At 68.3% G+C, this 24,078-nt stretch carries 13 protein-coding genes and 3 rRNA genes; 3 read left to right on the top strand and 13 right to left on the bottom strand.

Translation table 11 applies throughout. From position 1 onward, the window contains the following. Positions 1-45 precede the first annotated feature (45 nt). The 6 genes from ACXKR8_RS34075 to ACXKR8_RS34050 form a co-directional block, all read right to left on the bottom strand. Positions 46-2,535, bottom strand: a complete 2,490-nt coding sequence (locus tag ACXKR8_RS34075; protein WP_458268406.1) for a S53 family peptidase — start codon at positions 2,533-2,535, stop codon at positions 46-48. 155 nt (positions 2,536-2,690) lie between these two features. After that, positions 2,691-4,649 (bottom strand): acyl-CoA dehydrogenase family protein, encoded by a 1,959-nt coding sequence (locus ACXKR8_RS34070; RefSeq protein ID WP_458268405.1) that lies wholly within the window; start codon positions 4,647-4,649, stop codon positions 2,691-2,693. A 154-nt stretch (positions 4,650-4,803) separates the two neighbouring features. Then, positions 4,804-6,249 carry an aldehyde dehydrogenase family protein gene (locus tag ACXKR8_RS34065; protein ID WP_458268404.1) on the bottom strand — a complete coding sequence of 482 codons (1,446 nt, stop codon included), beginning with the start codon at positions 6,247-6,249 and terminating at the stop codon, positions 4,804-4,806. Between the two features lie 141 nt (positions 6,250-6,390). Continuing rightward, positions 6,391-7,962 carry a PucR family transcriptional regulator gene (locus ACXKR8_RS34060; RefSeq protein ID WP_458268403.1) on the bottom strand — a complete coding sequence of 524 codons (1,572 nt, stop codon included), beginning with the start codon at positions 7,960-7,962 and terminating at the stop codon, positions 6,391-6,393. 153 nt (positions 7,963-8,115) lie between these two features. After that, positions 8,116-10,131 carry an ATP-binding protein gene (locus tag ACXKR8_RS34055; protein ID WP_458268402.1) on the bottom strand — a complete coding sequence of 672 codons (2,016 nt, stop codon included), beginning with the start codon at positions 10,129-10,131 and terminating at the stop codon, positions 8,116-8,118. A gap of 245 nt (positions 10,132-10,376) precedes the next feature. Further along, positions 10,377-10,508 carry a hypothetical protein gene (locus tag ACXKR8_RS34050; RefSeq protein ID WP_462099949.1) on the bottom strand — a complete coding sequence of 44 codons (132 nt, stop codon included), beginning with the start codon at positions 10,506-10,508 and terminating at the stop codon, positions 10,377-10,379. A gap of 116 nt (positions 10,509-10,624) precedes the next feature. On the opposite strand from ACXKR8_RS34050, the gene gabT reads away from it, so the two are divergent. After that, positions 10,625-12,010 carry a 4-aminobutyrate--2-oxoglutarate transaminase gene (gabT, locus tag ACXKR8_RS34045; RefSeq protein ID WP_458268401.1) on the top strand — a complete coding sequence of 462 codons (1,386 nt, stop codon included), beginning with the start codon at positions 10,625-10,627 and terminating at the stop codon, positions 12,008-12,010. A gap of 339 nt (positions 12,011-12,349) precedes the next feature. Beyond that, the gene (locus ACXKR8_RS34040) at positions 12,350-12,976 is read left to right on the top strand and encodes a phosphatase PAP2 family protein (RefSeq protein WP_458268400.1); all 627 of its coding nucleotides are present in this window, start codon (positions 12,350-12,352) and stop codon (positions 12,974-12,976) included. Positions 12,977-12,996: 20 nt separating this feature from the next. Here the strand turns inward: ACXKR8_RS34040 and ACXKR8_RS34035 are convergent, their stop codons facing one another. Further along, the gene (locus ACXKR8_RS34035; RefSeq protein ID WP_462099948.1) at positions 12,997-13,560 is read right to left on the bottom strand and encodes a TetR/AcrR family transcriptional regulator; all 564 of its coding nucleotides are present in this window, start codon (positions 13,558-13,560) and stop codon (positions 12,997-12,999) included. 157 nt (positions 13,561-13,717) lie between these two features. Here ACXKR8_RS34035 and ACXKR8_RS34030 point away from each other — a divergent pair, with 157 nt between their 5' ends. Further along, the gene (locus tag ACXKR8_RS34030) at positions 13,718-14,626 is read left to right on the top strand and encodes an LLM class flavin-dependent oxidoreductase (RefSeq protein ID WP_458268398.1); all 909 of its coding nucleotides are present in this window, start codon (positions 13,718-13,720) and stop codon (positions 14,624-14,626) included. 63 nt (positions 14,627-14,689) lie between these two features. Here the strand turns inward: ACXKR8_RS34030 and rrf are convergent. From rrf to ACXKR8_RS34000, 6 genes are all read right to left on the bottom strand, one after another. Next, positions 14,690-14,806, bottom strand: a 5S ribosomal RNA gene (gene rrf, locus ACXKR8_RS34025). Between the two features lie 81 nt (positions 14,807-14,887). Then, positions 14,888-18,011: ribosomal RNA gene (locus ACXKR8_RS34020) — 23S ribosomal RNA — on the bottom strand. Positions 18,012-18,291: 280 nt separating this feature from the next. Further along, positions 18,292-19,817 (bottom strand): 16S ribosomal RNA (locus ACXKR8_RS34015). Together the 16S, 23S and 5S rRNA genes form the textbook arrangement of a ribosomal RNA operon. Positions 19,818-20,354: 537 nt before the next feature. After that, positions 20,355-21,878: a CoA-acylating methylmalonate-semialdehyde dehydrogenase gene (locus ACXKR8_RS34010; RefSeq protein WP_458268397.1), complete on the bottom strand. Its 1,524-nt coding sequence runs from the start codon at positions 21,876-21,878 to the stop codon at positions 20,355-20,357. A 121-nt stretch (positions 21,879-21,999) separates the two neighbouring features. Then, positions 22,000-22,461, bottom strand: a complete 462-nt coding sequence (locus ACXKR8_RS34005; RefSeq protein WP_458268396.1) for a hypothetical protein — start codon at positions 22,459-22,461, stop codon at positions 22,000-22,002. Positions 22,462-22,677: 216 nt separating this feature from the next. Continuing rightward, on the bottom strand, positions 22,678-24,072 hold the full coding sequence (locus ACXKR8_RS34000; protein WP_458268395.1) for an NAD(P)/FAD-dependent oxidoreductase: 1,395 nt from the start codon (positions 24,070-24,072) through the stop codon (positions 22,678-22,680). Positions 24,073-24,078: the final 6 nt, after the last annotated feature.

Raw genomic sequence — 24,078 nt, 5'->3', positions numbered from 1 at the left:
TGGCGTGCTCCGCCGACAAGCAGACCCAAGGGACCCCGATCCGGGTCAGTTGCCCTGGGGATGGTCCTTGAACCAGCTCAGGAACCCCGGGGCGGGGCTGCCGATCCCGGTGACGTCGTCATAGCCCTGGGCCGTCCGCAGCGAGGTGTCGGTGTCGCCGACGGCCAGGATCGGATTGCCGCTGTCGTCCGGCGCGACCTGGAACGGGTCGTGCCCCAGCGCCTTGGGCTGCGGCACCACGTCGTGGAACTGCGGCGAGTGGTAGAGCTTGTAGAGGACCGGGTTGGCATAGCCGAGCTTCGACCCGGACGCCTGCATCGCCAGCGCCTCCATCCCGGCGAACAGCGGGCTGGCCAGGCTGGTCCCGCCGACCGGCATATAGCCGAAGGTGGTCCCCGACTCGCTGAAGAGCACGCCGTCGCCGCTCGGGCGGGAGCTGACCGTGCCCTGGCTCATCCCGATCACAAAGCCGGTGCGCGGGTCGGCCAGCATGGAGACGTCCGGCAGCTCGCGGCCGGCCTGCCTCGGGTTGGCCGCCTTGGTGAGCGAGTCCGGCACGATCCCCTTCTGGTAGTCCGGCTGCGGGAAGACCGCGCTGTTGCCGCCGCCGGCCGCGCCGTCGAACTTCGCCGCGCCGCTGTCCCAGTTGCTGCCGCTGAGCTTCAGCTGCTTGCCACCCCAGCCGGTCTCCCAGAGGTACTGGCCCTGCGAGCCGATCCCCAGCGAGGTGCCGCCGACCGCGGTGACCCAGGGGTTGTCGGCGGGCGACTGCACCACCGGCCTGCTCGCCGGGTTGTCGCCGACGGTGGAGTCGCCGTCGTCGCCGGTGGAGAAGTTGAAGCTGATGCCCTCGGCCGCGCCCTGCTCGAAGATCTGGGTCTCGGCGGCGAAGTTGTTCTGGTCGCCGGCATCCTCGGGCGCGCCCCAGGAGCAGCTGACGATATCGGCCGAGTGCTGCTCCACGATGGTGTGCAGCGGGGCGTCGAGGGCCGCGGCGTCGGTGGAGCGGGCCGCGTAGTAGATGATCTTCGCGTCGGGGGCGATGGTGTGCACCGCCTCGATGTCCAGGGTCTCCTCGCCGAACCAGCCCTCGGCGTCGGCCGAGGTGCTGCGGGCGTCGTAGGAGGTCGGGTTGACCACGGTCAGCTGGGCCGCCGGAAGGCCCGCCGCCTGGTCGTACGTGGCCAGGTCCTGCTGGATCGTCGGCGAGGAGTAGGCGTCGACGACGGCGATGGTCAGGCCCTTGCCGGTGAGGCCGCTGGCAGTGACCCCGTAGGCGCTGCGCAGCTGCTTCGGCGTGTAGCCGCAGAGGTACATCGGCGGGGTCCCGCTGGTGCCGGGCGCGGAGGGGTAGCCGGTCGCCGGGATCTGCCCGTAGTACTCGCTGCAGTCCTGGCTGCCGCTGGTGTTGGGCCTGACCGTGGTGTGCGGGGTCGCGAACGCGGCGTTCTTTTTCTTCTTCTTGGGCTTGGTCCTGGTGGGCGGCGGCGGCTGGTTGACCGGGCTGGTGGTGGTCAGACCGGTGACGCTGGCCACGTAGTCGCCGACGTCGGCCGGGTACTTGGGCTGGGAGGTCGGCGACAGGTCGGTCTGCCCGTTGTGCTTGAACCGGTCGATCTTGATACCGAGGGTCTGCTGCACCTTGGCGATGGTGGTGGAGACCTGGATCGACTCGGAGTCCTGGGAGAGGATCTTCATCCCCTCGTGCTGCACCCACTGGGTCACCGCCGTGCTGGCGTTGGCGTGGCTGGCGAACTTGGCGTGGAACTCGGCCGGCGTCAGGAAGTGGTGGTACTCCGGGCTGCCCGGGGTGCCGACCGACGCCGCGTACTCGGCGGCGCCCTCCTTGCTGGCCTTGGCGAAGTAGACGGTGCCGGTGACCACGGTGTTGGGGTCGGCCGGGCCGATGTCATTGGCCTTGGTGGCCCAGACCGGCGGGGCCCAGGAGGTCCCTCCGTCACTGCTGGTGCCACCGTTGCCCGCGGCCGCGGCGGGGGTCTTGGACTTGCTGCCGTGCACGGCGTAGGCCGTTCCGGCCGCGACCAGGGCCAGCACGACGCCGACCGCGACAAAAGTGCCCCGACGGGAACGACGCGGGCGGCCTCCTCCGCCGTTGCCTCCGCCTTGAGAGCCGCCGCCTTGCGGGCCGCCGCCACTGCCTCCGCCTCCGCCGTAGGGGGGCTGGCCGCCGTAGGGCGGTTGCTGGGGCGGCTGCTGCTGGGGCGGCTGCCGGCCGTACGGGTTGGGGTTCTGCGGCTGCTGCGGGTACGGAGGCTGCTGCGGCTGCCCGTAGGGGTTGGGGTTCTGCGGGTACTGCGGCTGGCCGTAGGGATTCGGCGGCTGCTGCGGCTGGCCGTACGGATTGGGGTTCTGCGGCGGTTGCCCGTACGGGTTCGGCTGCTGGGGGTACTGCGGCTGCGGGTATTGCGGCTGCTGCGGCGGCGGCTGCTGCGGGCGGCCGTAGGGATTGGGGTTCTGCGGCTGCTGCGGATTCTGCGGGTTCTGCGGGTTCTGCCCGTACGGCGGGTAGCTCACCTGGATGACCTGTTCTCGTCGGTGGATGCACCGGGAGCCGGCCAGACGCCAGACAGGCTGACGCGCACGCCGACGCGGCGCGCGGGCCCCCGGTTTTCACACGCTTCCGTCGCACGCCTGTCCGGCATCGTACAGAGGAATGCGCTGACCCGAGGTCAGCCGACGGTCCGGTGGACATCGTCCCGGCGACTCGGTCCAGGGGTCGAGTCGGCGATCCAGGGGCCCTCCCCGGACGGGTCCAGGATGCCCTGTTCCAGCCAGGTGTAGCGGCCGTCGACCACCCGGCGGGCCACCGCCCGGTCCAGGTCGTCGGTGTTGCTCCAGAGCCGGCCGAACAGCTCGTCCACCCGGATCCTGGCCTGACGGCAGAACAGGTCCGCCAACTCGTAGGCGGCCCGGCCCTGTTCGCGCTCGGCCGCAGTACCGGCCGCGGCCGCGGCCCGCAGCATCTCGGCCCGCACGCAGACCGCGCTCATCGCGAACAGCTCCGCGCCGATGTCGACGATCCGGCCGAGGAAGCCCTGCTTGGTCTCCATCCGGCCCTGCCAGCGGGACATGGCGTAGAAGGTGGAGCGGGCCAGCTTGCGGGCGTCCCGTTCGACGAAGCGCAGGTGCCCGGACAGGTCGGCATAGCCCCGACCTGGGTGGAACTCGCGGAAGGAGGTCGGCAGTTGACCGGCCCCGGTGGCCAACTTCGGCAGCCAGCCGGCGTAGAACACCCCGGCCCGCGCCGCCGCGCGCCCCTTGCGCTTCAGGTCGGCCTCCGGCTCGATCAGCTCGCCGGCCACCTTGAGGTGGGCGTCCACCGCCTCGCGGGCGATCAGCAGATGCATGATCTCGGTGGAGCCCTCGAAGATCCGATTGATCCGCATGTCCCGCAGCACCTGCTCGGCGGGGACCGCCCGCTCCCCGCGCGCGGCCAGCGAATCGGCGGTCTCGTAGCCGCGTCCGCCGCGGATCTGGACCAGCTCGTCGGCGATCCGCCAGCCCATCTCCGAGCTGTAGAGCTTGGCCAGCGCCGCCTCGATCCTGATGTCGTTGCGGTCCTCGTCGGCCATCTGGCTGGAGAGGTCGAGCACGGCCTCCAGCGCGAACGCGGTGGCGGCGATGAAGGAGATCTTCTGGGCCACCGCCTCGTGCTCGGCGATCGGCCGGCCCCACTGCTCCCGGGCGGCGGACCACTCCCGGGCGATCTTCAGGCACCACTTGCCGGTCCCGGCGCAGATCGCGGGCAGCGAGAGCCGCCCGGTGTTCAGCGTGGTCAGCGCGATCCGCAGGCCCGCCCCCTCCGCGCCGATCAGGTTCGCGGCCGGCACCCGCACCTGGTGGAACCGGGTCACCCCGTTCTCCAGGCCGCGCAGGCCCATGAAGGCGTTGCGGTTCTCCACGGTGATGCCGGGCGAGCCCGCCTCGACCACGAAGGCGCTGATCCCGCCCCTGTGCCCGTCCGACTTCGGCACCCGGGCCATCACCACCAGCAGGTCGGCGACCACCCCGTTGGTGGTCCAGAGCTTCACCCCGTCCAGGACGTACTCCGTACCGTCCTCGCTCGGCACCGCCGCGGTGGCCAGCCGGGCCGGGTCGCTGCCCACGTCCGGCTCGGTCAGCAGAAAGGCGCTGATGTCGGTACGGGCGCAGCGCGGCAGGAAGCGCTGCTTCTGCTCCGCGGTGCCGAACTGCTTCAGCGGCTGCGGCACACCGATGGACTGGTGTGCGGAGACCAGGGCGCTGATCGCCGGGTTGACGCTGCCCAGCAGGGTCAGCGCGCGGTTGTAGTACAGCTGGCTGAGGCCGAGGCCCTGGTACTCGGTGTCGATCTTCATCCCGAAGGCGCCGAGCTCCTGCAGGCCCTTGACCACCTCGTCCGGGATCCTGGCCTCGCGCTCGATCAGCGCGCCGTCGATCTTCGTCTCGCAGAAGGCGGTCAGCCCGGCCAGGAACTCCTCACCGACCCGCACCGACTCGGCGTCGGGCAGCGGGTGGGGGTGGATCAGGTCGAGCCGGAAGCGGCCGAGGAACAGCTCCTTGGCGAAGCTGGGCTTTCGCCAGTCCTGCTCGCGCGCCTCCTCGGCGACGCGGCGCGCCTCGCGCTCGGTGACCTTGGGTGTGGACATGGAGCACCACCTCGGTTCGGGCTACCAGCCAGTACCGCCTCGCTCCGACCGTACGCTCGGTCCACGTCTGATCACCAGGGGTAGGGCCGACCCTGCGGCGGCAGGGCCGGCCCTGGTCCTGGTTGTGGTCCTGCCACAGCGCCAGACCGGTCGGCTACAGCGCCAGACCGGTCAGCACCATCACCCGCTCGTAGGTGTAGTCGGTCATCGCGAAGGCCACGCCCTCGCGTCCGGTGCCGGAGTCCTTGACCCCGCCGTAGGGCATCTGGTCGGCACGGTAGGAGGGGGCGTCGCCGATGATCACGCCGCCGACCTCCAGCACCCGGTGGGCCTTGAAGGCGGTCTGCACGTCGTGGGTGAAGACACCCGCCTGCAGCCCGAACTTGGAGTCGTTGACCAGCGCGAACGCGGCGTCGACCCCGTCCGCCCTGGTCAGTGTCAGGACCGGCCCGAAGACCTCCTCGGTGGCCAGGGTGACCCCGGCCGGGACCTCGGAGAGCACGGTCGGGGCGTAGGAGGCGCCGTCGCGCTTGCCGCCGGCGTGCAGCACCGCGCCCGCGGCGACGGCCTCGTCCACCCAGGACTCGACCCGCTTGGCGGCGTCCTCGTTGACCAGCGGGCCGACGTCCACGGCGTCGTCCGAGGGGTCGCCGGTGACCTGGGCGCCGACCTTGGCGACCACCTTCTCCACCAGCCGGTCGTAGACCGTGCTGTCGGCGATGACCCGCTGCACCGAGATGCAGGACTGGCCGCCCTGGTAGTTGGCGAAGGTGGCGATCCTGGTCGCGGCCCACTCCAGGTCGGCCTCGCTGGACCAGTCGGCGAGGACCACGGCCGCGGCGTTGCCGCCGAGCTCCAGGGTGACGTGCTTGCGCGGCACCGAGTCCAGGATCTGGTAGCCGACCTTGTCGGACCCGGTGAAGGAGATGACCGGCAGCCGCGGGTCCTGGACCAGCGCGGGCATCCGGTCGTTGGCCACCGGGAGCACGCTCCAGGAACCGGCCGGAAGGTCGGTCTCGGCCAGGATCTCACCCAGCGCCAGCGCCGAGAGCGGGGTGGCCGGGGCCGGCTTCAGGATGATCGGCGCACCGACCGCGATCGCCGGGGCGACCTTGTGCGCGACCAGGTTCAGCGGAAAGTTGAACGGCGCGATGCCCAGCACCACGCCGCGGGTGAAGCGGCGGGTGATCGCGAGGCGGCCGGTGCCGCCGGCGTCGGTGTCCAGGCGCTGGCCCTCACCGCTGTTGAAGCGGCGGGCCTCCTCGGCGGCCCAGCGGAAGACCGAGGCGGCGCGGCCGATCTCGCCGCGGGCCCACTTGATCGGCTTGCCGTTCTCGGCGGTGATCAGCCGGGCCAGCTCCTCGGTCCGCTCGGTCAGCCGGCGGGCGACATGGTCCAGCGCGGCGGCGCGGACGTACGCCGGGGTGGCGGCGAACTCGTCCTGCACCGCGACCGCGGCGGCCACGGCGGCCTCGACCTGGGCCTCGGTCGGGACGCTGACGGTGCCGACCAGGCTGCCGTCCCAGGGGTGGTGGACCTCGAAGGTCTCCGTTCCGCTCTCCTGCCGACCGGCCAGCCAGAATGCGTGGGTGCTGGTCACCGAGGTCACCGGCCTTTCTGCGCGAAGTGGTGAATGCTTACAAGGTAGGACCGGGCCGCACCGGTGGAGCTTGTCCGTTGCGTAGCAGTCGGTTGGAGCCGACAGGACAGTCCGTAGTGCTGCTGCTCCCCGCTGGTGCTCCTACCGCTCGCCGCGGGTGCGCAGCGCCAGCCACAGCTCCATCCGCACATCCGTGTCGTCCAGGGAGCGGCCCAGCAGCTCCTCCACCCGGCGCATCCGGTAGCGCAGGGTGTGCCGGTGCACGCCCAGGTCGACCGCCGCCGCGTCCCACTGGCCGTGGTGCGAGAGCCAGGCGTGCAGGCTCGCCTCCAGGTCGCCGCGGGAGGTGCGGTCGTGCTCCCGGAGCGGACGCAGCAGCGCGTCGGCGAAGGCCAGCACCGCCTCGTCGGCGAGCAGCGGCAGCAGCGACCCGGTGCCCACCTCGTCGTGGTCCACGCTGCGCCGACCGCTCCGCAGCGCGACCGCGAGGGCCCGCTCGGCCTGTGCGAAGGCCGCGCCGGCCGCCTCGGGAGTGGTGGGGGCGGAGATGCCGAGCGACAGCCCCTCCAGATCCTGCACCGCCGCCACGCAGTCGGTGTGCACGCTGCCGCCGTCCAGGGCGAGCATGACCAGCCGGTCGCCCTCCGGAGCGAGCAGCAGCGGTTCGCCCGTCCGGGTGGCGGACTGCTCGGCCAGGTCCCCCAGGTCGGACAGCGGGTCCCCCTCGGCGAGCAGCACCCGGACCGGGCCCTCGGGCAGACCGCCCAGCAGCGGCCCGGCGACCTCACGGGCGGTGGCGATCTCCCCGGCCAGCACCAGCCGCAGCAGCGCGGTACGCATCCGCTCCTCGGCCCGGCGCAGATCCCGGGACCGCTCCAGGGTCAGCGTCAGCAGCGCGACCGCGGCGTTGACCACATAGCGCTCGGTGGGGGTGAGCCGGTCCTCGGTGCCGACCGCCAGGAAGCCGCGGGCGCGGCGGTCGGCGCCCAGCGACTGCAGCACCACATAGTCCTGGTCCTTCTGGGCGTTCTGCAGCGCCGCGCTGGAGGGGGCCGGACGGCTGCGCAGCCGGTCCACCTCCGGACGCAGCCGGTTGGCCCGGCGGGCGGCCCAGTCCGGCGCGGCCACGACCACCGCCCCCGACGCGTCGTAGAGCGCGGCCCAGCCGCCGAGGCGGCCGGCCAGCCGGCGGACCAGGGCGCCGGTGCCGTCCTTGCCGAGGGCGGCCCGGGTCAGCTCCTCCTGGGCCTCGAAACTGGTGGTCACCGCGAGGTACTGCTCGGCGGCGAGGGCGGCGGTGACGGCTTTGCTGAGCGCGATGAACGGGGTCGCCTGCGGCACCTCGATCAGCGGCAGCTCGCGTTCGGCCGCCGCCTCGACCAGCGCCGTCGGCACCTCGCCGTAGCTGAGCCCGACCCCGAAGCCGAGCCCGGCCACCCCCGCGTCGGCGAGCCGGTGCACATAGCTGCGCTGCTTCTCCTTGCTCCGTCCGAGCTTCAGGCCGGTGGTGAGCAGCAGCTCGCCGCCCTCCAGATAGGGGGCCGGATCGTCCAGCTCGCTGGTGTGGACCCAGCGCACCGGACGGTCCAGCTGCTGCTCCCCCGCGAGCACGGTCAGGTGCAGCGCGGGTATCCCCACCAGGGCGGACAGGGTGACGCTGGTGGGCGCGGCCGGATTCTGGGCGGTGCTCTTGGCGGTGCTGTGGACGGTCATGTCACCTTCGGCGGACGGTCCCCGGACGCGACGCTGCGGCCGGGTGCGGCATCGGTGCCGGTTTGGCGGCACCGGCATGGGTGGTGTTGGCCGGGTGGGACAACGACCGATCCTGATTCTGCCCCACTGTCCGGGTGGTCGGCGCGCGAACCGTCAGCTCTGGAGATCCAGGAGCAGCGGCGGCACCGGCGTGCCGTCGACCGCCGTCAGCGACAGCACCGCGTGGCCCCCGGGCAGCACCTGGGCCAGGTCGGAGGGCGACCAGCGGCGGCGTTCCACCCGGCGGGTGGTGACGCTCTCGGTCTGCGCCCGTTCGCCCGCCAGTAGCGTCCGGGCCGCGCGCCAGCTGCGCTTGAGGATCCCGCCGGAGGTGTCCGGCGCGCGGGTGACATCGCGCTCGTCCACCCACACCGTCCCCCACGCCTCGGCGAAGAGCGTGCCGTCCCAGGGGGCGATGCCGGGAAACGCCATCCGGCCGCCGACCGCGCCGAACAGCGGGGTGCGCAGGTTCTCCGGCAGGTCCATCAGGGTGCGCAGCAGCAGCGCCGCCCCGGCGTGCGCTCCGCGCAGCCGCTGCAGACCGCGGACGGAGTGGACGTCGATGACGGCGGAGGCGTCGTCCACGACCAGCCCGGCGAAGAGCGAGCGGTCCTGGCGGGTGCTCGCCGCGTAGAGGAACTGGCCCACAGCGAGGCGGGCGATGATCCGGGCCGCCTCGGGGTGGCTGTGCTCGGGCAGCGCGATCCGCACCCGCAGCGGGTGGTCCAACGCGTGCATCGCGAACAACGGCAGCTCCGCACCACTGTGTGCGCTGCCCTGGTTGAAGCTGCCGGCGAAGGCCGGACGGTCGAGCAGGCTGAGCCGGTCCGCCAGCAGCGCCCCCGGGTCGTCGACATGACCGTGCATCCGCTCGCGCTGGGCCAGCTCGTACTGGTGGTCCGCGCCGCCGGCGGTGGCCTGCACCCCCTGGCGCAACCGGTCCCAGGAGACGGGCTCGCCGCGCAGCAGCAGGCACAGCTCACGCAGACCCGGCGGCCGTCCGAACGCCTCCGTGTACGGGACGACCACCTGCTGCAAGGCCTGCCGGGCACTCTCCGCACGCGAGGCCAGCTCCTCCGGCAGCAGCGCGTCGGCCAACCGGGCGACGGCCTCCTCCAGTCGGCGGGCCCCTCCGTACAGGTCGAGGCCGTAGCGGGAGGTCGGGTCACCGGGGGCGACGACCACGTCGTACCAGCCCTCGGGCCCGAGGTCGGCGTCGGCCGCACCGACCACGACCACGACGGCGGTGCCCGCGAGGGCCTGCAGGCACAGCGCCTCGGCCAGCGGCCGGGCCAGCCGCCGGGTCTTGCCGGTCCCGGCCGGACCCACCGCGAGCAGCGAGGTGCCGAGCAGCGCCGGGTCCAGCGCGAGATCCACGCCGCGGTAGGCGGCGGGGTTCTTCGGCACGTCCTGGGCGGAGCCGAGCCGCACCTGACGCAGCAGCAGATCGTGCCGCCCGCCGTGCCGTCCCGGCAGGTCACGCGTCCCGGAGGGGTGCGCACAGGCCGCGGCGCCGTGCTCGCGCACCGCGTCCAGCAGCGCGGCCAACCGCTCGGGGCGGTCCCGCACGCACTCCAGCGCCCGGTTCAACCGCTGGTGGTCGACATCCCCCACCCGCCCGGCCGCCGTCTCCTGATCCAGCAGCGCCAACCCCCCGTCCCCCACCAACGGCCGAAAAGCCCACCACGGATCCACCACCGCCTCAGTCGGCGCCTGCGTCTTGGCCTTCGCCTGGGACGTGGGCTTGCCCGGGGTCCCGGGACCCGGGCGGGCGGCCGCGGCGACGGCCCTGCGCACCAGGGGTCGGCCGTAGCGACGCCACACCAGCGGCCAGCGGCCCATCCGACCGAAGAACCAGGCGATCAGGAGGGCGACCGGACCGTAGTAGAGGAAGTTCATCACCAGGTTGACGGAGTCGCTGGACTCCACCGATGTCGCCAGCGACGGCTTGAACTGGATCACGATCCAGGCCATCGGGCCCCTGGCCTCGTTGAACACAAACCAGGCCACCACCAGGTTCAGCAGCGCGCGCAGCAGCAGCTTGCCGGCCGGGGTCTTGACGTCCTGCTCCTCCTGCTCGCGCAGCGTCCTCGCCGCAGGCCCCAGCGCGAACACCCCCGGCTTCCCCACCTGCCGCTCCGCGGAGAGCCACCCCACCAGATCGAACCCGTGCCCCCCGGGCTGCTGCCCGGGAATCCAGGCGTGTTGCTCCGCCGCCGGAAGGTACGTCGGATACGGCGGCACCGCCGCCCCCGCTTCGAACCTCTCCGCACCCTCCGGCCCGCCAGGCTCTCCCGTCCCGGTCCGCCGTTCACGCGCGCCACCCACCGACATCGCAGTCCGCTCCCTCGCGCGCGCCCACCAAAGCTGCCAATCTAGTGGACCATCGCGGCCCCGAGCAGAGGCGCGCAGGAAGCGCCCCCGCCGAGGACGATGTCCATCACCAGGTTCGGGGGCGATGTCCGGCGGCGATGTCCGGCGGCGATGTCCGGCCAGGACAACTCCACCCCGACACCACTCCCCTACGGCGTATGCGACCCCCACCGTCCCGCCGTAGCCTGCGAGGGTACGAGGCGCGATCGGCGCCCCGGCCCCAGCCCCCACCTTCCCCGGGAGACCACTCATGAGCGCTGCCACGTCCGGCGCCGGGCAGCTGCCCGGCGGGCCCTCCCTCCCCCAGGAGCGCCGCCTCGTCACCGCCATCCCCGGCCCCAAGTCGCAGGAGCTGCAGGCGCGCAAGCTCGCCGCGGTCGCGGCCGGCGTCGGCACCACCCTTCCGGTCTACATCACCCGGGCCGGCGGCGGCGTCGTGGAGGACGTGGACGGCAACTCGCTGATCGACTTCGGCGCCGGCATCGCCGTCACCAGCGTGGGCAACAGCGCCCAGGCGGTCGTGGACCGCGCCGCCGCCCAGCTCGCCGCCTTCACCCACACCTGTTTCATGGTCACCCCGTACGAGGGCTACGTCGCCGTCGCCGAGCAGCTCAACGAGCTGACCCCGGGCGACCACGACAAGCGCACCGCGCTGTTCAACTCCGGCGCCGAGGCTGTCGAGAACGCGGTGAAGATCGCGCGGGCCTACACCAAGCGCACCGCCGTCGTGGTCTTCGACCACGGCTACCACGGCCGCACCAACCTCACCATGGGCATGACGGCGAAGAACATGCCGTACAAGCAGGGCTTCGGCCCGTTCGCCCCGGACGTCCACCGCGTCCCGGTGGCCTACCCCTACCGCTGGCTGACCGGCGCGGAGAACGCTGCCGCCGAGGCCGCCGCGCAGGCCATCGACATGATCAACAAGCAGGTCGGCGCGGAGAACGTCGCCGCCATCGTGATCGAGCCGATCCTCGGCGAGGGCGGCTTCATCGAGCCGGCCAAGGGCTTCCTGCCCGCGATCGTCGAGTACGCCAAGGCCAACGGGATCGTCTTCGTCGCCGACGAGATCCAGACCGGCTTCTGCCGCACCGGCCAGTGGTTCGCCTGCGAGGACGAGGGCATCGTCCCCGACCTGATCACCACCGCCAAGGGCATCGCCGGCGGCCTGCCGCTCGCCGCGGTCACCGGCCGCGCCGAGATCATGGACGCCGCCCACGTCGGCGGCCTCGGCGGCACCTACGGCGGCAACCCGGTCGCCTGCGCCGCCGCGCTGGGCGCGATCGAGACCATGAAGGAGCTCGATCTCAACGCGAAGGCCCAGGCCATCGGCGCGACCATGCTGCCGCGGCTGCGCGCCATCCAGGAGAAGCTCGCCGACTCCGCGACGGTCAACATCGGTGACGTCCGCGGCCGCGGCGCGATGATCGCCGTCGAGCTGGTCAAGCCCGGCAGCAAGGAGCCCCACCCGGAGGCCACCGCCGCGCTGGCCAGGGCCTGCCACGCCCAGGGCCTGCTGGTGCTGACCGCCGGCACCTACGGCAATGTGCTGCGCTTCCTGCCGCCGCTGGTCATGCCGGAACACCTGCTCAACGAGGGTCTGGACATCATCGAGGCGGCCTTCGGCTCGCTCTGAGGATGCCCGCCGCTTAGCGCCTGGCCTTTTCGGGCAGGACACTGGCGTGAAGATGGTGTGCGGACCTGATGGCGGGTGGGTGAGGCGTACGCCACGACAGAGAGCTGTGACGTACTGTCATGACAGATGGAGAAGCAGAGTCCGTCGGTGACTGACCCTCACCGGCGAAACACCGCCGAGGACACCACAGCGAACTCCGGTTCGCACCCCCTCAGCCGATCGACCGTCCGCCGCGCTCAAACCCCCCGGGCCACGCGGACAGGCGATCACCACAGCCGCCCCGGGGCTCTCCCCCCTGCTCCGGGGCGGCCTCCTCATGCCCTGGCGCTGTTCAGGTCGGTGTGGTTTCCGATCGTCCTGCTGACGGTCCTGGTGGTGGTCACCGAGCAGGTGATCGTGAAGGGCCCGCTGCTCGGCATCGACCGCTGGGTGCGGGGCCATCTGCTCTCCATGGCGGCGGAGAACCCGTACCCCATCCTCAACACCTACGCCCGGTGGTGGACCCACTTCGGCAGCCCGGGAGTCGCCGTCCCCGCGCTCGCCGTGGTCACCCTGGCCGCCGCAGGCCGTACCCGGTCCTGGAAGCCGCTGCTGTCCGCGACCCTCGCCGGGACGGCCCTGTTCGCGACCGTGATCCCCGGCAAGATCCTGATCGGACGCCCCGGCCCCGAGGGCTGGGTGGTCGGCCCCGGCGATCTGGGCTGGTATCCCTCCGGCCACACCAGCACCGTCAGCGTCTGCTTCGGCGCCGCGGCCTGGATACTGGCCAGCAGCTTCGCCCTGCCCGTCGCCCTCCGCCGCACCCTCTACGCGGCCACGGCCGCGCTCTGCGCCAGCGTGGGCTTCCTCCTGATGTGGTGCGACTTCCACTGGTTCCTGGACGTCCTGGCCGGCTGGTGCCTCAGCGGCACGATCCTCTGGGCCCTGGTCCGCTGGGCGCCCCGCCCCTCTCGGGCGAACCGCTAGCGGACGTCTGCCGCCCGGGCTCACCCGGTCGGGCCGCGCACCCCGTCCAGAGCGAGGGTGATCAGCCGGTCGGTCTCGGCGGCGCCGTCCGGTTCCTGCTCGGTCGCCAGAGCGATGGCGCCGACCAGCTTGAGCAGGTCGGTGACGGCGACATCGGGCCGCACCGCGTGCACCTGCAGAGCCGTTGTCAGCAGAGCGTCCCCGGCGTTGATGATCATCGTGTGGCAGGTCGCTCCCAGGGTCGGATCGACGTGCCCTTCGCGGGCTCCCCGCATCAGCGACGGCGCCAACCCCCGGTTGGCGGCGGCATGCGCGCCGACTGCCCGCAGCCAGCTGAACAGCGCGGTCTCGGGGGCGGTCTCGGCGGCGAGGTCGTGCGCCATCGCACAGAGGGTCTCCACCCGGTCGCGGAACACCGCCTCCAACAGGGTCTGCCGGGAGGGGAAGTGCCGGTGCAGCGTCGCCGAGCCGACACCGGCCTGGCGGGCGATCTCCTCCAACGACGCGTCCACTCCGTGCTGAGCAATGGCCCGTCCCGCAGCATCGACAATCCGCTCGCGGTTGCGGCGGGCATCGGCGCGCATCCCGCGTTCGACGGCGGGCGCGGCGGGGGTGGGACGGCGGGCGGGACGGCAGCGCCTTCAGGCATGGGCTCTCCAGCGGGATTGCGAAACGGGGTGGCCCTCCGTATCGTACTCGACGGTAAACGGGGTAGAACCCCACTCAAGTTCGGGAGAGGCCATGCAAAGAGGACACGGCACTGCGCCGGAGGCGCCCGAGCTCGGGCCAATCGGGATCTGGGGCGGCGACCTCGACAACTATCCGGTCGCCGACCTGCGCGCCGCATCGAGGGCGATTGAAGACCTGGGTTACGGAACCCTCTGGTTCCCCGAGACCACCGGCCGAGAAGCCATGGCCCAGGCAGCGATCCTGCTGTCGGCCACCCGGAGGATTGTGGTGGCCGCCGGTGCCGCCGACATCTACGCACGCGACGCGGTCACCACCGTCGCCGCCCAGCGGACCCTCGACGAGGTCTACCCCCGCCGATTCCTGCTCGGTCTCTGGGAAAGCCACCCCATGCTCGCGCAGGAGGTCCGCGGCCACGACTGCGGCCCAGCCCTCGCGACCATGAGCGCCTACCTGGACGCGATGGACGCCGCGCCCTTCGGTCCACCCCCAGGGCCGACCGGGTCAGGTGCTCCGCATCGGGTCGTCTCCGCGCTGGACCCCGACATGCTCGAACTGGCCGGGAAACGCGCCTGGGGCGCACAGCAGTTGGGGATGCCGGTCGAGTACACCAGGAGATCTAGAGCCGTGCTCGGACCCGACGCGCTGTTGGCCGTCACCCAGTTCGTCATCCTCGACCCGGACCGGACGAATTCCGCCGAACTGGCCCGCAGCTACGCCGCCGCAGCGCTGCCCAACCGACGATCGCTGCTGGAGCAGTGGGGATTCCAGGACGTGGACTCCTTGGACGACGTGCTCGTCGACGCATTGATCTCCCGCGGCACCGTGGACGACATCGCCCAGCGCGTCGCAGCGCATTTTGACGCCGGCGCCGACCATGTGAGCCTCTACGTTCTCACCGCTGAACCTGCGGTCCCGCCTGTGGCGCAGTGGCGAGAACTCGCCGACAGGCTCTTTGCGTAATGGGCTTTGAACGCAGTAAAGCCCCGACCGGTTTACCCAGGTCGGGGCTTTACTGTAATGGTTGTTCGGCGGCGTCCTACTCTCCCACAGGGTCCCCCCTGCAGTACCATCGGCGCTATGAGGCTTAGCTTCCGGGTTCGGGATGTTACCGGGCGTTTCCCTCACGCTATGACCACCGAAACACTATGAAGTTGACACTCGATTGCCCTTGCGGAGCAATGGGTCGTGACTTCAGAACTGCACAGTGGACGCGTAGCAACTATGGTCAAGCCCTCGGCCTATTAGTACCGGTCAGCTCCACCCCTTACAGGGCTTCCACATCCGGCCTATCAACCCAGTCGTCTACTGGGAGCCTTACCCACTCGATGGTGGTGGGAGTCCTCATCTCGAAGCAGGCTTCCCGCTTAGATGCTTTCAGCGGTTATCCTTTCCGAACGTAGCCAACCAGCCATGCCCTTGGCAGGACAACTGGCACACCAGAGGTTCGTCCGTCCCGGTCCTCTCGTACTAGGGACAGCCCTTCTCAAGACTCCTGCGCGCGCAGCGGATAGGGACCGAACTGTCTCACGACGTTCTAAACCCAGCTCGCGTACCGCTTTAATGGGCGAACAGCCCAACCCTTGGGACCTACTCCAGCCCCAGGATGCGACGAGCCGACATCGAGGTGCCAAACCATCCCGTCGATATGGACTCTTGGGGAAGATCAGCCTGTTATCCCCGGGGTACCTTTTATCCGTTGAGCGACGGCGCTTCCACAAGCCACCGCCGGATCACTAGTCCCTGCTTTCGCACCTGCTCGACCCGTCGGTCTCACAGTCAAGCTCCCTTGTGCACTTACACTCAACACCTGATAGCCAACCAGGCTGAGGGAACCTTTGGGCGCCTCCGTTACATTTTAGGAGGCAACCGCCCCAGTTAAACTACCCACCAGACACTGTCCCTGATCCGGATCACGGACCCAGGTTAGACATCCAGCACGACCAGAGTGGTATTTCAACGACGACTCCACCCAAACTGGCGTCTGAGCTTCAAAGTCTCCCACCTATCCTACACAAGCCGAACCGAACACCAATATCAAGCTATAGTAAAGGTCCCGGGGTCTTTCCGTCCTGCTGCGCGAAACGAGCATCTTTACTCGTAATGCAATTTCACCGGGCCTATGGTTGAGACAGTCGAGAAGTCGTTACGCCATTCGTGCAGGTCGGAACTTACCCGACAAGGAATTTCGCTACCTTAGGATGGTTATAGTTACCACCGCCGTTTACTGGCGCTTAAGTTCTCAGCCTCGCCACACCGAAATGCAGCTAACCGGTCCCCTTAACGTTCCAGCACCGGGCAGGCGTCAGTCCGTATACATCGCCTTACGGCTTCGCACAGACCTGTGTTTTTAGTAAACAGTCGCTTCTCGCTGGTCTCTGCGGCCGGCCCCAGCTCAAGGAGCAAGTCCCATCACCAGTTCCGGCCCCCTTCTCCCGAAGTTACGGGGGCATTTTGCCGAGTTCCTTAACCATAGTTCACCCGAACGCCTCGGTATTCTCTACCTGACCACCTGAGTCGGTTTGGGGTACGGGCCGCCATGAAACTCGCTAGAGGCTTTTCTCGACAGCATAGGATCATCCACTTCACCACAATCGGCTCGGCATCAGGTCTCAGCCTTAATAAGTGACGGATTTGCCTATCACTTGGCCTACACCCTTACCCCGGGACAACCACCGCCCGGGCTGGACTACCTTCCTGCGTCACCCCATCGCTCACCTACTACCCTGTTGGGTCAGCGGCTCCACCACTCCCATCCATCCGAAGACTTCAGGGCGGCTTCGCGGCTTTAGCATTCAGAGGTTCGACGTTGGCGCTTCAAAGCGGGTACGGGAATATCAACCCGTTGTCCATCGACTACGCCTGTCGGCCTCGCCTTAGGTCCCGACTTACCCTGGGCAGATCAGCTTGACCCAGGAACCCTTGGTCAATCGGCGCAAGAGTTTCCCACTCTTGTATCGCTACTCATGCCTGCATTCTCACTCGTGAACCGTCCACGACTGGCTTCCGCCGCCGCTTCACCCGGCACACGACGCTCCCCTACCCATCACAACACCCGTTGGGGCTACACGTTGCAATGACACGGCTTCGGCGGTGTACTTGAGCCCCGCTACATTGTCGGCGCGGAATCACTTGACCAGTGAGCTATTACGCACTCTTTAAAGGGTGGCTGCTTCTAAGCCAACCTCCTGGTTGTCTCTGCGACTCCACATCCTTTCCCACTTAGCACACGCTTAGGGGCCTTAGCCGGTGTTCTGGGCTGTTTCCCTCTCGACCATGGAGCTTATCCCCCACAGTCTCACTGCCGCGCTCTCACTTACCGGCATTCGGAGTTTGGCTAAGGTCAGTAACCCGGTGGGGCCCATCGCCTATCCAGTGCTCTACCTCCGGCAAGAAACACGCGACGCTGCACCTAAATGCATTTCGGGGAGAACCAGCTATCACGGAGTTTGATTGGCCTTTCACCCCTAACCACAGGTCATCCCCCAGGTTTTCAACCCTGGTGGGTTCGGTCCTCCACACGGTCTTACCCGCGCTTCAACCTGCCCATGGCTAGATCACTCCGCTTCGGGTCTTGGGCGCGCTACTATGTCGCCCTATTCGGACTCGCTTTCGCTACGGCTACCCCACACGGGTTAACCTCGCAACACACCGCAAACTCGCAGGCTCATTCTTCAAAAGGCACGCAGTCACGATCAGTAAGGGCAAGCCCTCCTGACGACGCTCCCACGGCTTGTAGGCACACGGTTTCAGGTACTATTTCACTCCGCTCCCGCGGTACTTTTCACCATTCCCTCACGGTACTGTCCGCTATCGGTCACTAGGGAATATTTAGGCTTAGCGGGTGGTCCCGCCAGATTCACACGGAATTTCTCGGGCTCCGTGCTACTTGGGAGTTGCACAAGCAAGCCGTACAGGTTTCGTCTACGGGGGTCTTACCCTCTACGCCGGACCTTTCGCATGTCCTTCGACTACCCATACGGTTTCTGACTCGCCCAGAAGTCGGCAGACAACTGAAGTGCAATCCCACGACCCCAACCACGCAACCCCTGCCGGGTATCACACGTGACTGGTTTAGCCTCATCCGATTTCGCTCGCCACTACTCTCGGAATCACGGTTGTTTTCTCTTCCTGCGGGTACTGAGATGTTTCACTTCCCCGCGTTCCCTCCACACCGCCTATGTGTTCAGCGGCGGGTGACAGCCCATGACGACTGCCGGGTTTCCCCATTCGGACACCCCCGGATCAAAGCTCGGTTGACAGCTCCCCGGGGCCTATCGTGGCCTCCCACGTCCTTCATCGGTTCCTAGTGCCAAGGCATCCACCGTGCGCCCTTAAAAACTTGGCCACAGATGCTCGCGTCCACTGTGCAGTTCTCAAGCAACGACCAACCACCCATCACCCCCACACACACGGTGCGAAGTTCACTGGGGCCGGCGTTCAGAGGGGACTTCCGTTCCCTCAGGACCCAACAGCGCGCCCGACCCGACCGCTCGAAGACTTAACGTTCCACGCACCGAGGTGCAGTACTTGCTTCGTCCCAAACGATCGTGCCGAATAGTCAACGTTCCACCCATGAGCTGGCCACCGTCAGACAGATGCTGACGCAGTGGCACTGTGCTCCTTAGAAAGGAGGTGATCCAGCCGCACCTTCCGGTACGGCTACCTTGTTACGACTTCGTCCCAATCGCTGGTCCCACCTTCGACAGCTCCTTCCCTTACGGGTTAGGCCACCGGCTTCGGGTGTTACCGACTTTCGTGACGTGACGGGCGGTGTGTACAAGGCCCGGGAACGTATTCACCGCAGCAATGCTGATCTGCGATTACTAGCAACTCCGACTTCATGGGGTCGAGTTGCAGACCCCAATCCGAACTGAGACCGGCTTTTTGAGATTCGCTCCACCTCGCGGTATCGCAGCTCATTGTACCGGCCATTGTAGCACGTGTGCAGCCCAAGACATAAGGGGCATGATGATTTGACGTCGTCCCCACCTTCCTCCGAGTTGACCCCGGCAGTCTCCTGTGAGTCCCCATCACCCCGAAAGGCATGCTGGCAACACAGAACGAGGGTTGCGCTCGTTGCGGGACTTAACCCAACATCTCACGACACGAGCTGACGACAACCATGCACCACCTGTATACCGACCACAAGGGGGCGTACATCTCTGCACGTTTCCGGTATATGTCAAGCCTTGGTAAGGTTCTTCGCGTTGCGTCGAATTAAGCCACATGCTCCGCTGCTTGTGCGGGCCCCCGTCAATTCCTTTGAGTTTTAGCCTTGCGGCCGTACTCCCCAGGCGGGGAACTTAATGCGTTAGCTGCGGCGCGGACCACGTGGAATGTGACCCACACCTAGTTCCCAACGTTTACGGCGTGGACTACCAGGGTATCTAATCCTGTTCGCTCCCCACGCTTTCGCTCCTCAGCGTCAGTAATGGCCCAGAGATCCGCCTTCGCCACCGGTGTTCCTCCTGATATCTGCGCATTTCACCGCTACACCAGGAATTCCGATCTCCCCTACCACACTCTAGCCTGCCCGTATCGAATGCAGACCCGGAGTTAAGCCCCGGGCTTTCACATCCGACGCGACAAGCCGCCTACGAGCTCTTTACGCCCAATAAATCCGGACAACGCTCGCACCCTACGTATTACCGCGGCTGCTGGCACGTAGTTAGCCGGTGCTTCTTCTGCAGGTACCGTCACTTGCGCTTCTTCCCTGCTGAAAGAGGTTTACAACCCGAAGGCCGTCATCCCTCACGCGGCGTCGCTGCATCAGGCTTTCGCCCATTGTGCAATATTCCCCACTGCTGCCTCCCGTAGGAGTCTGGGCCGTGTCTCAGTCCCAGTGTGGCCGGTCGCCCTCTCAGGCCGGCTACCCGTCGTCGCCTTGGTAGGCCATTACCCCACCAACAAGCTGATAGGCCGCGGGCTCATCCTGCATCGCCGGAGCTTTCCACGCACACCCCATGCGGAGATGCGTCGTATCCGGTATTAGACCTCGTTTCCAAGGCTTGTCCCAGAATGCAGGGCAGATTGCCCACGTGTTACTCACCCGTTCGCCACTGATCCACCCCGAAGGGCTTCACCGTTCGACTTGCATGTGTTAAGCACGCCGCCAGCGTTCGTCCTGAGCCAGGATCAAACTCTCCGTGAATGTCATCAGGTAATCCTGATAGCACCCGCGAAAGAGCGGCACGACGATCAGCGGAATAGCCGACCCCGTGCACTGCGTCCTCGCTAGTGTTTACTGCATTATCTTGCCAAATGAAACTTGGCGTTGACTTTTGGCACGCTGTTGAGTTCTCAAGGAACGGACACTTCCTTCAAGACCGTCTCACCGGTCTCTCCGGGCGCTTCGTTCGTACTGCTGTACTTCGTTTCATACTCTAGCAGACCGTTTCCGCTCTGCTTTCCGTCCTTCCGGCCCGTTTCCGGCCCGTTCCGACGAGTGCAACTCTAGCGGAATTCCTCGATCCGAGCCAATTCCGCCGCTTTCCTGATAAACGGCATGGCAAAACAGAGCCAAGCCATTTCATCAGGGGATTTGTCGCCACAACTGTTTCCAGGGCAACTCGAAGGACACTACGCAGGTCCGCAAGGCATGTCAAACCGGGACCACAGACAGAGGCCCGGCCCGGCTGCGAGGGGGAAGTCGCAGTCGGGCCGGGCAGCTGAGGAGAGGCGGTACCGATCAGGAGTTGGTCGGGAAGCCCAGGTTGATGCCGCCGTGGCTCGGGTCGAGCCAGCGCGAGGTGACGGCCTTGCCGCGGGTGAAGAAGTGGACGCCGTCCTCGCCGTAGGCGTGGCTGTCGCCGAAGAGGGACGCCTTCCAGCCGCCGAAGGAGTAGTAGGCGACCGGGACCGGGATCGGGACGTTGATCCCGACCATGCCGACCTCGACCTCGTTCTGGAAGCGGCGGGCCGCTCCGCCGTCGTTGGTGAAGATGGCGGTGCCGTTGCCGTACGGGTTGCTGTTGATCAGCTCCAGGCCCTCCGTGTAGGAGGAGACCCGGACGACCGACAGCACCGGGCCGAAGATCTCGTCGTTGTAGACCGACATGCCGGGCTTGACGTGGTCGAAGAGGGTCGGGCCGAGCCAGAAGCCGTCCGTGGTCTCCGCGCCGTGCTTGTCGGCGGCGGTGACCGGGTGCTTGCGGCCGTCGACGGCCAGCTCGGCGCCGTCGGCGAGGCCGGAGTCGATGTAGGAGGTGACCTTGTCCCGGTGCACGCCGGTGACCAGCGGGCCCATGTCGGAGTCGCCGTTGCAGCCGGGGCCGACCTTGAGGGTGGCCATCCGCTGCTTGATCTTCTCGACCAGCTCGTCGGCGATCGGCTCGACCGCGACCAGGACCGAGATCGCCATGCAGCGCTCGCCCGCCGCGCCGAAGCCGGCGTTGATCGCGGAGTCGGCGACCAGGTCCAGGTCGGCGTCCGGCAGCACCAGCATGTGGTTCTTGGCGCCGCCGAGGGCCTGGACCCGCTTGCCGTAGCGGGTGCCGGTCTCGTAGACGTAGCGGGCGATCGGGGTGGAGCCGACGAAGGAGACGGACTTGACGTCCGGGTGCTCCAGCAGGCGGTCGACCGAGACCTTGTCGCCGTGGACGACGTTGAAGACGCCGTCGGGCAGCCCGGCCTCCTTCCACAGCTCGGCGATGAACAGCGCGGCCGAGGGGTTCTTCTCGGAGGGCTTGAGGATCACGGTGTTGCCGGCCGCGATGGCGAGCGGGAAGAACCACATCGGGACCATCGCCGGGAAGTTGAACGGCGAGATGATCGCGACCGGGCCGAGCGGCTGGCGGATCGAGTAGACATCGACGCCGGTCGAGGCCTGCTCGGTGAAGCCGCCCTTGAGCAGCTGCGGGATGCCGCAGGCGTACTCGACGACCTCCTGGCCGCGGGCGATCTCGCCGAGGGCGTCCGAGTGGACCTTGCCGTGCTCGGCGACGATGATCGCGGCCAGCTCGTCCTTGCGGGCGTTCAGCAGCTCGCGGAAGTTGAACAGCACGGTGGTGCGCTTGGCGATGGAGGCGTTGCGCCAGCCGGCGAAGGCGACGACCGCGCTGCTGACCGCGGCGTCGACCTCGGCGATGCTCGCGAAGTCGACCTGGCCGGTGACCTTGCCGGTCGCCGGGTCGAAGATGTCACCGCGGCGCGGGGCGCTGCCGGCGGTGGCGACCAGGGCGCCACCGATCCAGTGGGTGATGTGCTTGCTCAACGTCTGCCTCCGAGTCCGGGCGGGGCACAGGGATCTCACGAGGGGTGCCACGCTTCACACATTCTGTTGCGGAAGCGGTTCGGCCTCAATCCACAGGTTGTCGGGGAAAGCCGATTCGTCCTTACATCTCGTCATCCTGGCCGGTCAGCAGGGCCGCTGCCTCGTGCATGGCCAGCTCCAGCATCACCGGATCGTTGAGGACACCGGTGCCGTCGGGGGCCACCAGCCAGCGCAGTCCGCGGCCGGCCCGGGCCGGGTGGGGGACGGCCAGCCAGGTGCCCTGGCCCGCGGTCCGTACGCCGGTGCCGACCCAGCGGGCGGCCGTGCCGGGCGGGACGAAGAAACCGACCCTGAAGTCGCCGAAGTCGGCCAGGACCGGCCCCGGCTCGGCTTCGAGGTGCAGCAGGACGTCGACGGTGAGCCGCCCCAGGTCGCCCGGGACTATCAGCACGTCCCAGAGCCGTCCGGCCGGGAGCAGGACGATCCCGACGGTGCTGCGCTCCCACTCCCAGCGGCAGGCCTCCGGATCCTCGGCGGCGGAGCTGAGCCACTCCACCGCGTCCCTCGCTTCCATGCTTCCCATAGCCCTTGTCCTCCACGTCCTGCCTGCGGCGGGTCGTAGTTGACCCGTCGGTAACAAGAGAGAGCGACTTGTGCGTCGGCTCTTACACGGATGTGGGCAACATCCTCAGTCCGTGCGGGGAGACCTGGGACCAGAAGGCGCGTACGGATGCGAAAAGCGGCGCGCACCCGGTAGGAGGGGTGCGCGCCGCGAGAGGAGCCAGAAGAGGAACAGGAGTCAGCTGTCGAAGCCCAGGCCGACCGCGTCCATGGCCTTGAGCCAGAGGTTGCGCTTGCCCTGGTTGTGGTCGGCCCGGTCCAGGGACCACTTGGTCAGTCCGATGCCGATCCACTTCACCGGCTCGGGCGGGAACGGGAGCGGCTTGCTCCTCACCATCTCCAGCTCGGTGCGCTCGGTCTTCTCGCCGGCCAGCAGGTCGAGCATCACCTCCGCTCCGAAACGGGTGGCGCCCACGCCCAGGCCGGTGTAGCCGAGGGCGTAGGAGACCCGCCCCTTGTGGGCGGTGCCGAAGAAGGCCGAGAAGCGGGCGCAGGTGTCGATCGCGCCGCCCCAGGCGTGGCTGAACTTGATGCCCTTGAGCTGCGGGAACGCGGTGAAGAAGTGCTCGGCGAGCTTCTCGTAGGTCTCCGGGCGGTGGTCGTACTCGGCGCGGACCTTGCCGCCGTAGTGGTAGATCGCGTCGTAGCCGCCCCAGAGGATGCGGTTGTCGGCGGAGATCCGGAAGTAGTGGAACTGGTTGGCGCAGTCGCCCAGGCCCTGCCGGTTCTTCCAGCCGACCGAGGCCAGCTGCTCGTCCGTGAGCGGCTCGGTCATCAGCGCGAAGTCGTAGACCGGGGCGAGGAACGGGCGGACCCGCTTCACCAGGTTGGGGAAGATATTGGTGCCCAGCGCGACATGCCCGGCGAAGACCCGCCCGTACGGGGTGCGGACGGCCATGCCGGAGCCGCTCTCGGCCAGGTCCTCGGCCGGGGTGTGCTCGAAGATCCGCACGCCCAGGTCCAGACAGGCCTGCTTGAGGCCCCAGGCCAGCTTGGCCGGGTGGACCATCGCCACGCCGTCCTTGTCCCAGATCGCGGCCAGGAAGGTGGGCGAGGCCACCTGCGCCCGGATCGCGTCGGTGTCCAGGAACTCGGCGTCGATGCCGTACTCGGCCATGGTCGCCGCGCCCTCGCGCAGCTCCTCGACCTGGTAGGGCTCGGTGGCGACGTCGAGCTCGCCGCTGCGCTCCCAGTCGCAGTCGATGCCGTAGCGCTTGACCGCGTCCTCGATGGCCTGGAGGTTCTCGTGGCCGAGGCGCTCCAGGGTGCGGATCTCCTCGGGCCAGCGCTCCAGGCCGTTGAAGAAGCCGTGGGTCAGGCTGGCGGCGCAGAAGCCGCCGTTGCGGCCGGAGGCGGCCCAGCCGACCTCCTTGCCCTCGACCAGGACCACGTCGCGGGCCGGGTCGCGCTCCTTGGCGATCAGCGCGGTCCACAGGCCGGAGTAGCCGCCGCCGACGACCAGCAGGTCGCAGCTGGTGTCGCCGACCAGGGCGGGGAGGGGTTCGGGCCGACTCGGGTCGGACAGCCAGAAGGAGCTGTACTGGACGTCGGCAAGCGAAGAGGCCGGATCCATGTTCTC

The organism is Streptacidiphilus sp. PAMC 29251 (assembly GCF_054208735.2).
This window is presented reverse-complemented; position numbering and strand designations above follow the sequence as displayed.

Excerpts from the sequence above, each read along its gene's own strand:
- ACXKR8_RS34070 (WP_458268405.1), bottom strand. The coding sequence starts at position 4,649 with ATGTCCACACCCAAGGTCACCGAGCGCGAGGCGCGCCGCGTCGCCGAG.
- ACXKR8_RS34060 (WP_458268403.1), bottom strand. The coding sequence starts at position 7,962 with ATGACCGTCCACAGCACCGCCAAGAGCACCGCCCAGAATCCGGCCGCG.
- ACXKR8_RS34005 (WP_458268396.1), bottom strand. The coding sequence starts at position 22,461 with ATGGGAAGCATGGAAGCGAGGGACGCGGTGGAGTGGCTCAGCTCCGCC.
- ACXKR8_RS34030 (WP_458268398.1), top strand. The coding sequence starts at position 13,718 with ATGCAAAGAGGACACGGCACTGCGCCGGAGGCGCCCGAGCTCGGGCCA.
- ACXKR8_RS34000 (WP_458268395.1), bottom strand. The coding sequence starts at position 24,072 with ATGGATCCGGCCTCTTCGCTTGCCGACGTCCAGTACAGCTCCTTCTGG.
- ACXKR8_RS34035 (WP_462099948.1), bottom strand. The coding sequence starts at position 13,560 with ATGCGCGCCGATGCCCGCCGCAACCGCGAGCGGATTGTCGATGCTGCG.
- gabT (WP_458268401.1), top strand. The coding sequence starts at position 10,625 with ATGAGCGCTGCCACGTCCGGCGCCGGGCAGCTGCCCGGCGGGCCCTCC.